The sequence below is a fragment of the Stenotrophomonas sp. genome, assembly GCF_036662295.1.
In the GTDB taxonomy this organism is placed as follows: domain Bacteria; phylum Pseudomonadota; class Gammaproteobacteria; order Xanthomonadales; family Xanthomonadaceae; genus Stenotrophomonas.
On the sequence record NZ_JAVWXA010000101.1, the window covers coordinates 1 to 14067 of the forward strand.

The following is a 14067-nucleotide window of genomic DNA, read 5'->3' on the forward strand; positions in this document are numbered from 1 at the left end:
TCGGTACCTAGATCCCACTGTCCAACTTTGTGGGGTCAGTTCACATGCGTGGCTGATTTTGGTGCGGGCACCGTGATCGCGGATGGGGTGCGTTGCCACGCATGGCGTGGCACCACCCTGGGTGACGTGATGGCCGATCGGGGCGCGATCAGCGCGCCTGGTCGGCGAGCATCGCGTAGGCCGCGCGTACGGTTTCGTAGCCGTAGGTGCGCTCCAGCCGGCGCACGATGAAATGGCCGCGGGCCATGTCCTGGTAGTAGTCGGTGAACATGGTGTTGAGGGTCGCGCCGGTGACCGCGCCGATGATGGGCACCGCCTGCGCGGCGAACTTCTCGGTGATCACCACGCCAAAGCGCGCGGCGACCTTCTCCACGATCTTGGCCAGCCACTTGCCGGCCTCCTTCGGGGTCAGGCCGATCATCACCCCGCCACCGCCGGCCGCGCGGCCGGCCAGCTCGGCCGAAAGATGACGCATGACCTCGGCGGTGAAGCCACGGGTGACGTAGTAACCGGTTTCGCTGGCGTCATCGCTGGTGGCGTTGCCGCCCAGGGCGAACACCTCCAGGCAGGCATGCCGGGTGCTCAGTTCGCGCAGGTCGAAGCCTTCGCTGCGCGCCACGTCGGCCACCGAGCGCATCATGATGGTGGTGGACACCGGCAGCTCGATGAACAGCGAGGTGAAGCCGAACGCACCGCCGACCGCGCCGGTGGTGGCCGCGGCCAGCTTGTGCCAGCGCGTGGAGGCGGCCTTGCCCGGGGTGTTCTCCATGCTCCACAGCGCGGCCTGGGCCGACTTGAACAATGCCGCCTCCACCGCGCCGTGGATGCGCCGGGACACCACGTTCGGCAGCTTCTTTACCGCGAATTCCAGCGGCGAGCCGATCAGGTTGGCCATCTTGGCGGTGATCGTCGGCGACTCCAGCAGCGTGACGGCACGCTGCAGGTCGGCCCAGTCCTGCGAGGTAGGCAGGATCCGGGCGTCCAGCGGGGGTGGCGTGGTGCGGGCGATGGCGTTCATGGCCCGGATCATAGCGCCAGGCAGTTGAACGGCGTGTGCGCTCAGGCCGCCGGCAGGCCCGACAGCGCGCCCATGAACTGGCGGTAGTGGCGCAGCTCCTGGATCGAGTCGTGCACATCGCTCAGCGCGGTATGGCTGGCGGTCTTGCCGACCCCGGCGGCCACGCCCGGCGCCCAGCGCCTGGCCAGCTCCTTGATCGTGGACACATCCAGGTTGCGGTAATGGAAGTACTTCTCCAGCCGCGGCATCTCCCGGTGCAGGAAACGCCGGTCCTGGCAGATCGAGTTGCCGCACATCGGCGAGGCACCGGCCTGGATCCACTGCGACAGGAAGTTCACCGTCTGCGCCTCGGCCTGGCCGAGGGTGACCTGGCTGTCGACCACGCGCTGCCAGAGGCCGGAGCGGCGATGCTGGTTGCGGTTCCACTCGTCCATCGCCTCCAGGCGCTCGACCGGGTGGTGGATCGCAAATTCCGGCCCTTCGGCCAGCACGTTCAACTGCGCATCGGTGACCACGGTGGCGATTTCGATGATCGCATCGTTGTCGGTGTCCAGACCGGTCATTTCCAGGTCGATCCAGATCAGTCGTTCGCCTTCTGCGCCGTTGTCGGCCATGTCTACGCCTTGTGCAAGGGCCGGCGCGTGTGCGCCAACCGGGGTGTGGTGGGGCGTCCATGATACCGCCATCGTGTCGCCACCCCGTCGCGAAGCGGGCGCGGTTACTCCAGCAGCAGCGGCGGCTTGCCCCGCTTGGCGCGGAAATAATTGGTCAGGCGCAGGCCGGCCTCCTTGGCCAGCACGCCCCCGTGGGTCTCCACGCGATGGTTGTGGCGGGCATCGCCGAGCAGGTCGAACACGCTGCCGCAGGCGCCGGTCTTGGGGTCGCTGGCCGCATACACCAGGCGCGCCACCCGCGCGTGCACGATCGCCATGGCGCACATCGCGCACGGCTCCAGGGTCACATACAGCGTGCTGCCGATCAGCCGGTGGTTGGCGATCGCCCTGCCCGCCCGGCGCATCGCCACGATCTCGGCATGCGCGCTGGGATCATGGTCGGCGATGTTGAGGTTCCAGCCTTCGCCCAGCAACCGGCCATCGGCGCCGACCAGCAGCGCACCGACCGGGATCTCGTTGAACTCAAGCTCGGCGCGGGCGGCCAGGGCCAGCGCATGCCGCATCCAGTGCTCGTCCTGGTCGTGCACCGGCACGCCCAACGGCGGCGGTGCGGGCAGCCGCTCAACCATGCCCGTCGGCCTTGCGCACGAAGGCCTCGAAGGCGGCCAGGGTGGCCTCGCTCACATGGTGTTCGATGCCTTCGGCGTCGCGTCGCGCCGAATCGGCGTCCACCCCGAGGGCCAGCAGGAACCGCTCCACGGTCTGGTGGCGGGCGCGCATCTCCACCGCCAGCGCCTCGCCGGCCGGGGTCAGGAACACGCCCCGATACGGCCGCTGCACCGCCCAGCCTTCCTTGACCAGGCGCTTGAGCGCCTTGGCCACCGTCGGCTGGGCCACGCCCAGCCGCGTGGCGATATCCACCTGGCGGGCTTCGCGGCCGTCGGCGATCAGGTCGGCGATCAGCTCCACGTAATCCTCCACCAGCTCCGAGCGGCGCGCTTCGCGCACCTGCACGAACCCCTCCACGTGGACCTGGGCGTCGATCAGCGGGGGGGTCTTGCGCAGCGAAGAAGGCATGGCGGCTCCAGCGGGCGGCCAGCGATGGCAAGGGCCGCAAGGGCGCCAGTTTAGCGCACCGCGCCGGCCGTCAGCCCAATGCCGGCCGGCGTCAGCGCACCCGGCGCTGCAGCGCGGTCTCCAGCACCACGTGGCCGTCCAGGTTGCGCGCCACCAGCGTGCCGCCGTGGGCCCGCGCGAACTCGCTGGCGATGAACAGCCCCAGGCCCAGCCCGCGGCTGTCATGGAAACTGGCCTTGAACGGCTCGAACAGGCGCGGCAGCAGCGCCTCGGGGATCTGGCCCGCGTTGCGCACGCTCAGGTGCAGCGGGCCGTTGGGCGCCCCGCGCAGCTGCACCTGCACCGGCGCATCGCCACCGTGCAGCACCGCGTTGCCGATCAGGTTGGAGAGCAATTGCGCCAGGCGGTCCGGATCGCCCTGCACGCAGGTGTCGCCGTCCATCTGCAGCTCGATGCGCGCCTGCGGATGGGCCCGGCCGATCTCGGCCACCACCACCGCGGCCACCTCGCCCACGTCGCACTCGTCGCGGTGCAGGCGCAGTCCGCCGCTGCGGATCTTGGAGAAATCCAGCAGCTGCTCCACCATCCGCGCCATGCGCTGGGCGCTGTTTTCCAGGTGCCCCAGGGTGCGCTGCACCGCCGGGTCGCCCGGCAGGTCCAGGGCCAGCTTGTCGGCGCACAGCAGGATCGAGGCCAGCGGGGTGCGCAGGTCGTGGGTGAGCACGGCCATCATGGTTTCGTTGAGGTTGAGCGCATGCTCCAGCGCCTGGTTGCGGGTCTTGAGCAGCTGCTTCTGCTGGTACAACTCGATGAAGACGTTGACCTTGCTCATGATGACCTGCGGCTCGATCGGCTTGTGCAGGAAATCCACCGCCCCGCGCTCATAGCCCTTGAAGGCGCGCACCGGATCGTTGGGCGAGGCGGTCAGGAAGATGATCGGCACATCGCGGCTGCGCTGCGAACCGCGCATCAGCTCGGCCAGCGAAAAGCCGTCGATCTCGGGCATGTGCACGTCCAGCAGCGCCAGCGCCACCTCGTGCTGCAGCAGCAGTTCCAGCGCCTGGGCACCGGAGGCCGCGCACAGGATGTTGAGTCCGTCGCGGCGCAGCAGCGCCTCCATGGCCACCAGGTTCTGCGGCACGTCGTCGACGATCAGCAGGTTCACGCACTCATCGGTGGTCGCCCCCACGGGGTCGATCAGGTTCATCGTTCAAGCCTTTTCATGCGCGTGCACAAGGAAGAAAGCGGAAGCACCGCATCGGCGCCGGCGTGGGCCAGTGCCGAGGCGGGCATCAAGGGGGAATAGGCATCATCGGGCGACTGGATCCAGGCCTCGCCGCCGGCCTGGCGGACCGCGGCCACGCCCTGGCTGCCGTCGCTGCTGGCACCGGTGAGCAGGATCGCCAGCACGCCCGCGCCGAACACCTCGGCTGCACTCTCGAACAGCGGGTCGATCGCCGGGCGCGAGAACAGCACCGGCGCGTCGATGGACAGCGCCAGCGTCTGCCGGTCTTCCACCAGCAGGTGGTAATCGGGCGGGGCGAAGGTGACCGTGCCGTCCTGCAGCGGCTGCTTGTCCTCGGCCTCGCGGACCGGCAGCGGGCAGCGCACGTCGAGCAGGTCGACAATCCGGCTGGGGCGGTCGCGCGGCAGGTGCAGCACCACCAGGATCGGCAGCGCCAGCCCGGCCGGCAGCGCCGCCAACAGGGCCTGCAACGCCGACACGCCACCGGCCGAGGCGCCGATGACCACCAGGTCGAAGTGCCGTCGATGCGTGGCGGTATCCATCAGGCCACTTTCCGGTACAGCCGCTGCTCGCGGGCGCAGGCTTCAAAGGCGCCGGCGTGCTCGCCGAACTGCAGCGATTCCTTGCTGCCCAGGCCAAGGAAGCCACGGTGCACCAGCGCCTCGTGGAACAGGCCGATGGCGCGGTCCTGCAAGGCGCGCTGGAAGTAGATCAGCACGTTGCGGCAGGAGACCAGGTGCACTTCGGAGAACACCATGTCCGTGGCCAGACTGTGGTCGGCAAACACGATGTTGCGCTTCAGGCGGCGGTCGAACACCACGCTGCCATAGCCGCTGCTGTAGTAGTCCGACAGCGAGCCGGTGCCGCCGGCGGCCAGGTAGTTGCGACTGAACTGGGCGATGCGGTCCAGCGCGAAGGCGCCGGATTCGGCCGCCTGCAGCGCCTCGGGGTTGATGTCGGTGGCGTAGATGATGGCGCGGTCCAGCAGGCCCTCTTCCTGCAGCAGGATCGCCAGCGACCACACTTCCTCGCCGCTGCTGCAGCCGGCGATCCACAGCTTGATCGAGGGATAGGTGCGCAGCACCGGCATCGCGTGCTCGCGCAGCACCCGGAAATAGGCCGGGTCGCGGAACATCTCCGACACCTGCACGGTGAAGTACTGCATCGCCTGGGCGAAGGTCTCCGGCTCGTGCAGCAGCCGGTGCTGCAGCTCGCCCATGGTGGCGCAGTCGAAGCGGGCCATGGCATGGCGCATGCGTCGCCGCAGCGAGGCCATCGCATAGTCACGGAAATCGTAGTGGTAACGCTGGTACACCGCCTCCAGCAGCAGCCGCAGTTCCAGGTCGAACAGCTCGGTGTCGTTCATCGACGCGAGCACCAGACCCGGCACAGCGACACCAGCTTGTCCACGTCGATGGGCTTGGCGATGTAGTCGTTGGCGCCGGCCTGCAGGCAATGCTCGCGGTCGTCGGGCATGGCCTTGGCGGTCAGCGCGATGATCGGCAGGTCGCGCCAGCGCGCATCGCTGCGGATCTCGCGCATGGCCGTCAGCCCGTCCATCTCCGGCATCATGATGTCCATCAGCACCAGGTCGATTTCCGGACGCAGCTTGTCCAGCGCCTCGCGGCCGTTGCGGGCGATCTCCAGCGTCACCCCCAGCGGCTCGAGCACGCTGGACAGGGCGAAGATGTTGCGCACGTCGTCCTCGGCCAGCAGCACGATGCGGCCATCGAGCACCGCGTCACGGCGGCGCGCCTCGCGCAGCAGGCGCTGCTGGTCGCTGGGCAGCGACGCCTCCACGCTGTGCAGGAACAGGGTCACCTCGTCGAGCAGGCGCTCGGGCGAGCGCGCGCCCTTGATGATGATGCTCTTGGAATAACGGCGCAGGCGCTGCTCTTCATCGCGGGTCAGCGCGCGCCCGGTGTAGACGATCACCGGCGGGAAGGCCACCGCCTCGTTGCCGGCCATGCGCTCGAGCAGGTCGTAGCCGGTGCCGTCAGGCAGGGTCAGGTCGGTGACCATGCAGTCGAAGGTGGAGGTGGCCAGCGCGGCCATGGCCTCGGCGATGGTGCCTACCCCGGTGATCTCCAGCTGGTCACGGCCCAGCAGCAGCTGCAGGTTGGTGCGCAGTTCGCTGTCGTCCTCGACGATCAGCAGGCGGCGCACGTCGCGCTGGCTGGTGGCTTCCAGCTGCTGGATGGCCCCGACCAGGCGCTCGCGCGTGGCCGGCTTGATCACATAGCCGATCGCGCCCAGTTCCATCGCCACCTGCGACCGCTCCAGCCCGGACACCACGTGCACCGGGATGTGCCGGGTGACCGGGTCGCGCTTGAGCCGCTCCAGCACGCTCAGGCCGGACACATCGGGCAGGCCGATGTCGAGCAGGATGCCGTTGGGCCGCAGCTCGCTGGCCAGCGACAACGCTTCCTCGGCGGTGCCGGCCACCACGCAGTCGAAGTCCAGCTCGTGGGCCATGCCCACCAGCGCGCTGGCAAAGGCCACGTCGTCTTCCACCACCAGGATCATGCGACCGGCGCGGCTGCGCTGGCCGCGATCATCGGCCACCCGCTCCACGCTGGCCGGCGCAGGCGCCTGGCCATGGGCGCGACCGCCATTGAACAGCGGCGCCGGCGGGCTGGCCGGCAGCGTTGCCGGGCGCACGTCCGGTGCCATGCTGGCCATCGGCTGCACGCCCCCACTGGCCAGCAACGGCAGTTCCAGGATGAAGCAGCTGCCCCGCCCCGGTTCGCTGGAGACGCCGATGCTGCCGCCCATGCGCACGGCCAGGTCGCGCGAGATCGACAGGCCCAGCCCGGTGCCGCCGTAGCGGCGACGGGTGCTGCCATCGGCCTGGCGGAAGGCTTCGAAGATCACCGCCGTCTGTTCTTCGGCGATGCCGATGCCGGTATCGGTGACCACGAACTGCACCCGCCCTGCCCCGGCGCGGCGCACCTGCAGCGAGACGCTGCCGTGTTCGGTGAACTTGACCGCATTGGCCAGCAGGTTCTTCAGGATCTGCTGCAGGCGCTGGCTGTCGGCCACCAGGTGGGTGGGCGCGTCGGCCTGCGCGGCGATCTCCAGCTGCAGGCCCTTCTGCGCGGCCATCGGCTCGAAGGTTTCCTTGAGGCGATGCAGCACGCTGGCCACGGCCAGGTCTTCCTCCACCAGCTCGACATGGCCCGCTTCGATGCGCGACAGGTCCAGGATGTCGTTGATCAGCGCCAGCAGGTCGTTGTTGGAGGAGTGGATCGCCTGGGCGTACTTGACCTGCTCGGCGGTGAGCGTGCCGTCCTTGTTGTCGGCCAGCAGCTTGGCCAGGATCAGCGCGCTGTTGAGCGGGGTGCGCAGTTCGTGGGACATGTTGGCCAGGAACTCGGACTTGTAGCGCGAGCTGGCCTCCAGCTCGTTGCTGTTCTGCACCAGCTGGGACTGCGCCAGCAGCAGCGCCTGCTGGCGGGCTTCCAGCTCGTGGGTGCGCTCTTCCAGCTGCACGTTGGTCTGCTCCAGCTCGGCCTGCTGCTGCTCCAGGTTGGCCTGGGAATGCAGCAGGCTGCGGCTCTGCTCCTCCAGTTCCTCGTTGGCCACGCGCAGCTCTTCCTGCTGGGTCTGCAGCTCTTCGCTCTGGCGCTGGGTTTCTTCCAGCAGCTCAACGAGCTGGGCGCGCATCAGCGCGGCGCGCAGCGCCACCCCGACCGGCTCGGCGCACTGCAGCAGCAGGTCCAGCTCCAGCGCGCGCGCCGGCGATACCCCGGCGCGGCCCAGCTCGACCACGCCCACCACCGCGCCATCGGCGGTGATCGGCCCGAGCAGGCGCTGGCGCACCGTGCTGCGGCCCAGCGGCGTTTCGATCTCCAGCGGCGATTCGGCGTCTTCCAGCCGGCGCGGCTTGCCCTGGCTCAACACCTCGCCCCACTGTCCGGCAGTGGCCGGCAGCGTGCCGGGCAGCGCCGCCGGCAAGGCCGCGCCGCCCACCAGCAGCAGCCGGTCGCCCTGCAACCGGTACAGCGCGCCCACCTCGGCACCCAGCTGCGCACACAGGGCGCGCATGGCCGCATCGGCCAGCACCTGCGGCTCGGGATCGCCGCGCAGGCTCACGGTCACCGCGTTCTCGCCCTCCTGCAGCCACAGCGCGTCGGCGGCGGTGCGGCGCGACTGGATGGCCTTCATCACCGTCAGCGCCATCAGCAGGAACGAGACCCCGCCGATGCTGCGGTTGACGAAGGAAAACGCCGAGTTGCTGCTCGACGGCGCCACGTTGTAGCCCACCATCAACAGCACGCACGAGCCCAGCGCCACCAGCAGCGGCACGTCCAGGCGGCGCTGGAACAGGGTCACGCCCACCGCCATGAAGTAGGTCAGCCAGACCGCATAGCCCAGCGGGACCACCATCTCCAGGCCGAGGGTCAACGCCATCAGGGCGATGGCGATTCCCCATATCCAGCGGTCGCGAGCAGTGGGCGCGGCATTCATGCGGAAATCCAGCTCAAAAGGGGGCCGATGGTACCTGAACCCTAAAACGAGCGTTATCCGTCATAAGTCAGCCCCTATCGACCTCTCTTTACACCTTCTTCACACCAACGCTCCTACGGTTCGGCCCCTTATAGGGGAGTGCATTACCGTCGTGGCCGAGGTCGTATCCAGCGTAGCGCCGCTCGTCGATGAAAGCCGGCAGTTGAAGCTGTTGATCGACCATGTCTGCGACCATGCCATCTACCTGCTCGACCCCCAGGGCCGCATCTGCAGCTGGAACCGCGGCGGGGAGCGGGTCAACGGCTACACCGCCGCCGAGGCCATCGGCCAGCACGTGTCGATCTTCTACAGCGCCGAGGACCAGCGCCTGGGCCTGCCGCAGCAGACGCTGGACGCCGCGCGCAGCCAGGGGCGGCTGGTCGGCGAAGGCTGGCGGGTCCGCCGCAACGGCGAGCAGTACCGGGCCAGCATCGTGATCGAGGCGGTGCGCGAGCAGGGCCAGCTGGTCGGCTTCGTCAAGGTCACCCAGGACATCACCGAGCGCTACCAGGCCCAGCGCCTGCTGCAGGATGCCCAGCGCGCGCGCCAGCACCTGCAGCGCTTCGAAGGGGTCGGCCGGCTCACCCGGGGCCTGGCGCACGAGTTCAACAACCTGCTCACCACCGTGGGCAACGCGCTGGACCTGATCGCGCTGCGGCCCGGTGCCGACGCGCGCACGCTGGACCTGGTCGAGCTGGCGCAGGCCGCGGCCGATCGTGGTTCGCTGCTGACCCGGCAGCTGCTCGCCTTCTCCGCAGACCAGACGCTGGTGCGCGAACCGGTGGGCGTGCCGCAGATGCTCGACCAGGCCCTGCCCTCGCTGCAGCGTGCCTGCCCGCCGCGCGTGCAGTTGCACCTGGACGTGCCCGCCACGCTACCGCCGATCGCCACCGATGGCGTACAGTTGCACAGCGCGGTGCTCAACCTGGTGCTCAATGGTTGCGAGGCCATGCCGCAGGGCGGCACGGTGACCATCACCGCGCGCCTGGAGCAACGCCTGGCCCCCGACCTGGCCCACCCCACCCACCGTCGCTACGTCGCCATCGCGGTGACCGACGAAGGCGCGGGGATGCCACCGGACATCGCCGAGCGCGCCAGCGAACCGTTTTTCACCACCAAGGAAATCGGCAAGGGCAGCGGGTTGGGCCTGAGCCAGGTGTTCGGTTTCGTGTCCCAGTGCGACGGCTTTGTCGATGTACAGACCGCACCCGGGCGCGGCACCACCGTCCGTTTGTTGTTACCTGCCATAGAGGAAGTCGACCATGCCTGAGCCCCTTCGCGTTTTGATGGTCGAAGACCAGCAGGACCTGCGCGAGCTGATCGGGCAGGCCCTGCAGGACTTCGGCATCGAGATCCACACCGCCGATGACGGCCCGGCCGCGATGCGCCTGCTGCAGGAGCCGGGTGGTTTCGACGTGGTATTCAGCGACATCAGCATGCCCAACGGCATGAGCGGGGTGGAACTCAGCGCGCACGTGGCCGAGACGTTGCCGCACGCGCGGATGATCCTGGCCTCCGGCTATGCGCGCTCGCAGTTGCCGCCGCTGCCGGCGCACGTGGAGTTCCTGCCCAAGCCTTACCGGCTGCGCCAGCTGGTGGCGATGCTGCAGGCGCCGGCGGAGGCCCATTGAGCGCGCGCACGCTGCCCCCGTTGCCGGAACTGGCCAGCGGGCACTACCGCCATTTCAAGGGCGGCAACTACGAGGTGCTGGGCGTGGTGCGGCACAGTGAAACGTTCGAACCGCTGGTGCTGTACCGGCCGCTGGACAGCGACATCGGCGTATGGGTCCGCCCGTATGCGATGTTCTGTGAGCAGGTCGAGGTGGACGGTGTGATGCGCCCGCGCTTTGCGCCGATGCAGGGTGGTCACTGACGCCCATCATCGCTACGCTCCCTGCACCGCGGGCCAGGCCCGCCTCCAATGCAGGACGCAGGACATGATGGAAACCGGAAGTCTGTTGGTGGGCATCGTCGCGGCCGTGATGGGCCTGGTGTGGCTGGTCGTGCCGTTCGTGATCTTCGGCATCAAGGACCTGCTGCGCGAACTGCTCGCCGAGCAGAAGAAGACCAACGCCCTGCTGGCCCACGGCCCGCACGCCCAACCGCTGGATGCCCCGGCCCCCCTGCCGATCGAGATGGCGCGCCGCTACCCCTGAGGGTGAGAGCGGCCCGGCGGTTGCGCCGCCGGGCGAAACACCGCGCTGAACCCTCGACAGACACAGCGTCCTGCCCGGCAAGCCGCCGGGCACAGGCGGATGTTGCGCCGCAGCAGTACAATGACCAGCTCTTTGATCCCGCCTGGTCGCATGCGCCCTTCCATCGCCCCCCTGGCCTCGCGCCTGTCCCCGCGCGAACGCACGTTCATCCTGCTGGCCCTGTCGCTGGGTGGCTTCGCCATCGGCACCAGTGAGTTCGCCAGCATGGGCCTGATGCTGGAGATCAGCCGTGGCCTGTCCATCAGCGAAACCCAGGTGGGCCACCTGATCAGCGCCTACGCCATCGGCGTGGTGGTCGGCGCCCCGGTGCTGGCCTTCGCCGGTGCCGGCTACGCGCGCCGCAGCCTGCTGCTGGCCTTGATGAGTTTCTATGCGGTGGGCAACCTCGCCAGCGCGCTGGCCCCCAACTACGGCACCATGCTGCTGGCCCGTTTCGTGGCTGGCCTGCCGCACGGCGCGTACTTCGGCGTGGCCATGCTGGTGGCCGCGGCCATCAGCCCGCCGGCGCAGCGCGGATCGGCCATGTCCAAGGTGTTGCTGGGCCTCTCGGTGGCGATCCTGGTCGGCAACCCGCTCACCACCTGGCTGGGCCAGCAGGTGAGCTGGCGCACCGCCTTTGCGCTGGTCAGCGTGCTGGCCATCTCCACGGTGGCGATGATCGCCCGTTACCTGCTGCCCGATCCGGACGAGGTCCGCACCTCGCCGATGCGCGAGCTGCGCGCCTTCAACCGCACCCAGGTGTGGCTGGCCCTGGCGATCGGCTCGGTGGGCTTTGCCGGCATGTTCTGCGTGTTCACCTACCTGGCCCCCACCCTGGTCCAGGTGACCGGCCTGCCCGAGTCGTGGATGCCGCTGGCCGTGGGCATCTTCGGCATCGGCGCGATCATCGGCAACGTGGCCGGCGGCTGGCTGGTGGACCGCTTCCACTTCCGGGCCGCGGCGATCGTGCTGGTGTGGTCGATCGTGATGCTGCTGGCCTACCCGCTCGCCGCCCGCTCGGTGTGGAGCCTGTTCCCGATGATCATCGCGGTGGGCACCATGGGCGCGCTGGCCGCGGTGCTGCAGACCCGGCTGATGGACGTGGCCGGCGAGGCGCAGACCCTCGCCGCCGCCTCCAACCACGCCGCCTTCAACACCGCCAACGCGCTCGGCCCGTGGCTGGGCGGCATGGCCATCGGCGCCGGCTTCAGCCCGGCCACCACCGGCTATGTCGGCGCGGCCACCGCACTGGGCGGCCTGCTGCTCTGGGGCGTGGCTGTACTGGCGGATCGCCAGTCGCGCGCCAACCGCCGCGCCGCCTGCGAATCCTGAGGCGGCACGGGCGTCGGGTTTTTCCTATCATGCAGGGCTGACCCACCTCCGCGTCGCATCGCCGCGCGGACCGCCTTCTGGACGTACCGATGACGCACCACTGGATCCCCTCGCCCTGGGGTCGACGTTTCTCGCGCGCGCCACACTGGCAGTTGCGCCTGGTCGACACGCAGCTCGAGCTCCAGCTGGGCGAGCAGGTGCTGCTGGTACCGATCACCGCGCCGCCCTCGTTGCAGCTGCAGCGCGGGCTGTTCTGGACCCGCCTGGTGGTGTTCCCCGGCCAGCCCGACGCGTTGCGCCTGGCGGGCCTGCCCAATGCGCAGGCCCGCACCCTGCAGGCCACCCTGCATCGTCTTGCGCAGGCGCGTGCACAGGACCAGCGCCTGCTCGACGCCGACGCTGCCCTGGAGGCGATCGGCCGCTGGCTGGCCTGCGCCGATGACGCCGCCCACCAGGCCGACCTCGACGGACGCTGGCTGACCCAGGCCAGCCAGCACGCACTGCTGCAGCAGCGCCCCACCCTGCCACTGGAGGAAGACGCGCTGTGGGCGGTGTTCGACGATCCCGACCTGCGCGCGCAACTGCATGGCGATCCGTCACGGATCGAAGCGGCGCTGCTGCGCTACGGCCAGGATTGGCCCGCCGCGTGGGCGGCCCGCAACGAAGGCCACCTGCAGCAGGAACTGGTACAGCACCAGGCCCTGCTCGACGGCGTGGAGCGCCAGCCGCTCACCGCCGAGCAGCGCCGCGCGGTGATGTGTTTCGACGACCACGTGCTGGTGGTGGCGGCCGCCGGCTCGGGCAAGACCTCCACCATGGTGGCCAAGGCCGTGTACGCGATCGAGCGTGGGCTGGTGGCCCCCGAGCGCATCGTGATGCTCGCCTTCAACCGCGAGGCCGCCACCGAACTGCAGCAGCGCGCCGACCAGGCCCTGCAGCGGCTGGGGATGCACGGCGTACACGTACAGGCCCTCACCTTCCACGCCCTGGGCCGGCAGATCATCGGCAAGGCCACCGGCCAGCTGCCCGAGGTGCCGGCATGGGCGGTGGATGCCACGCTGGGTTTCCACAAGCTGGCCGAGCTGATCGACGATCTCAAGGACCGCTCGCACGCCTTCCGCACCCAGTGGGACATGTTCCGCCTGGTGTTCGGGCGCGACCTGCCGTTGCCCGGTGATGCCGCGCCCGCCGACGGCTGGGATGCCAGCGGCAGGGACTACCTGCACACCCTCAACGGCGAGCGCGTGCACGGCATCGAGGCCTGCGTGATCGCCGACTGGCTGTTCTACAGCGGCGTGGCGTATCAGCACGAGGCGACCACCACCTTCGACGCGGCCACCGATACCGTCCACGCCGCGTCGCCGGCGTTCCATTACCCGGGCATCGGGCTGTGGCATACGCACCAGGCCCAGGGCGATACCAGCGGCACGCCGCTGCCGCCGCCTGCCGGTGCACGCGGGGCCGATCCACTGCACACCACCGCCGCGCAGCTGCGCAGCGGGGTGCTGTTCGAGGTACTGGAGCAGGCATTGTCACGGCGAGGCGTGGTGCTGGACCCCAATCCGGACCGTGAGCTGGCCGACGGCGTCGCCCAGCCCATGCCCGATGCCGAACTGATCGCGCTGGTGCGCACCTTCATCAGCCACGCCAAGAGCAACGGCTTGTCGGTGGCGGACATGGCCGCGCGCCTGCGCGCGATGCCCGAGGACCGCTTCAAGCATCGCCATCGGCTGTTCCTGCAGCTGCTCACCCCGATCCTGCAGGCCTGGGACCAGGCGCTGGCGGCCGAGCACGCGATCGATTTCGAGGACATGCTCAACCAGGCCGCCGAGCACATCGAGCTGGGCCGCTACGTGCCCCCGTTCGAGCTGGTGATGGCCGATGAATTCCAGGATGCGTCGCGGGCCCGCGCGCGCTTGTGCCGGGCGCTGGTGCAGGCCCCGGGCCGCCACCTGTTCGCGGTGGGCGATGACTGGCAGTCGATCAATCGCTTCGCCGGGGCCGATGTCTCGGTGATGACCGGTTTCGCGGACTATTTCGGCGATGCCCAGGTGCTGCGGCTGGAGCAGACCTTCC

At 69.4% G+C, this 14067-nt stretch carries 14 protein-coding genes; 6 read left to right on the forward strand and 8 right to left on the reverse strand.

Annotation, left to right across the window (positions count from 1 at the left end):
- Nucleotides 1-148 precede the first annotated feature (148 nt).
- The 8 genes from RSA25_RS15900 to RSA25_RS15935 form a co-directional block, all read right to left on the reverse strand.
- A complete protein-coding gene (locus tag RSA25_RS15900) occupies nucleotides 149-1018 on the reverse strand; it encodes an EcsC family protein (RefSeq protein WP_332809814.1) in 870 nt (289 codons plus the stop codon).
- Between the two features lie 41 nt (nucleotides 1019-1059).
- A complete protein-coding gene (gene orn / locus RSA25_RS15905) occupies nucleotides 1060-1632 on the reverse strand; it encodes an oligoribonuclease (protein WP_332809815.1) in 573 nt (190 codons plus the stop codon).
- 104 nt (nucleotides 1633-1736) lie between these two features.
- Nucleotides 1737-2261, reverse strand: a complete 525-nt coding sequence (gene tadA / locus RSA25_RS15910; RefSeq protein WP_332809816.1) for a tRNA adenosine(34) deaminase TadA — start codon at nucleotides 2259-2261, stop codon at nucleotides 1737-1739.
- Nucleotides 2254-2709, reverse strand: coding sequence for a manganese-binding transcriptional regulator MntR (gene mntR / locus RSA25_RS15915; protein ID WP_332809817.1), 456 nt, complete (start codon nucleotides 2707-2709; stop codon nucleotides 2254-2256). Before mntR ends, tadA begins: the two co-directional genes overlap by 8 nt.
- Before the next feature lie 91 nt (nucleotides 2710-2800).
- Nucleotides 2801-3916, reverse strand: coding sequence for a HAMP domain-containing sensor histidine kinase (locus RSA25_RS15920; protein WP_332809818.1), 1116 nt, complete (start codon nucleotides 3914-3916; stop codon nucleotides 2801-2803).
- The gene (locus tag RSA25_RS15925) at nucleotides 3913-4497 is read right to left on the reverse strand and encodes a chemotaxis protein CheB (protein WP_332809819.1); all 585 of its coding nucleotides are present in this window, start codon (nucleotides 4495-4497) and stop codon (nucleotides 3913-3915) included. Before RSA25_RS15925 ends, RSA25_RS15920 begins: the two co-directional genes overlap by 4 nt.
- Nucleotides 4497-5345, reverse strand: a complete 849-nt coding sequence (locus RSA25_RS15930; RefSeq protein WP_332809820.1) for a CheR family methyltransferase — start codon at nucleotides 5343-5345, stop codon at nucleotides 4497-4499. The genes RSA25_RS15925 and RSA25_RS15930 overlap by 1 nt, the downstream gene beginning before the upstream one ends.
- Complete coding sequence (locus RSA25_RS15935; protein ID WP_332809821.1) at nucleotides 5318-8425, reverse strand: response regulator; 3108 nt, start codon at nucleotides 8423-8425, stop codon at nucleotides 5318-5320. The genes RSA25_RS15930 and RSA25_RS15935 overlap by 28 nt, the downstream gene beginning before the upstream one ends.
- A 151-nt stretch (nucleotides 8426-8576) precedes the next feature.
- Here RSA25_RS15935 and RSA25_RS15940 point away from each other — a divergent pair, with 151 nt between their 5' ends.
- The 6 genes from RSA25_RS15940 to RSA25_RS15965 form a co-directional block, all read left to right on the forward strand.
- Nucleotides 8577-9734, forward strand: a complete 1158-nt coding sequence (locus RSA25_RS15940; protein WP_332809822.1) for an ATP-binding protein — start codon at nucleotides 8577-8579, stop codon at nucleotides 9732-9734.
- On the forward strand, nucleotides 9727-10095 hold the full coding sequence (locus tag RSA25_RS15945) for a response regulator (RefSeq protein WP_332809823.1): 369 nt from the start codon (nucleotides 9727-9729) through the stop codon (nucleotides 10093-10095). The genes RSA25_RS15940 and RSA25_RS15945 overlap by 8 nt, the downstream gene beginning before the upstream one ends.
- Nucleotides 10092-10337 carry a DUF1653 domain-containing protein gene (locus RSA25_RS15950; RefSeq protein ID WP_332809824.1) on the forward strand — a complete coding sequence of 82 codons (246 nt, stop codon included), beginning with the start codon at nucleotides 10092-10094 and terminating at the stop codon, nucleotides 10335-10337. The genes RSA25_RS15945 and RSA25_RS15950 overlap by 4 nt, the downstream gene beginning before the upstream one ends.
- 67 nt (nucleotides 10338-10404) lie before the next feature.
- Nucleotides 10405-10620: a hypothetical protein gene (locus RSA25_RS15955; protein ID WP_332809825.1), complete on the forward strand. Its 216-nt coding sequence runs from the start codon at nucleotides 10405-10407 to the stop codon at nucleotides 10618-10620.
- A 150-nt stretch (nucleotides 10621-10770) separates the two neighbouring features.
- Entirely contained in the window at nucleotides 10771-11991 is a 1221-nt protein-coding gene (locus RSA25_RS15960; protein WP_332809826.1) for an MFS transporter, read from the forward strand.
- Between the two features lie 89 nt (nucleotides 11992-12080).
- On the forward strand, nucleotides 12081-14067 hold a 1987-nt coding region (locus RSA25_RS15965), incomplete at its 3' end, for a UvrD-helicase domain-containing protein (RefSeq protein ID WP_332809827.1).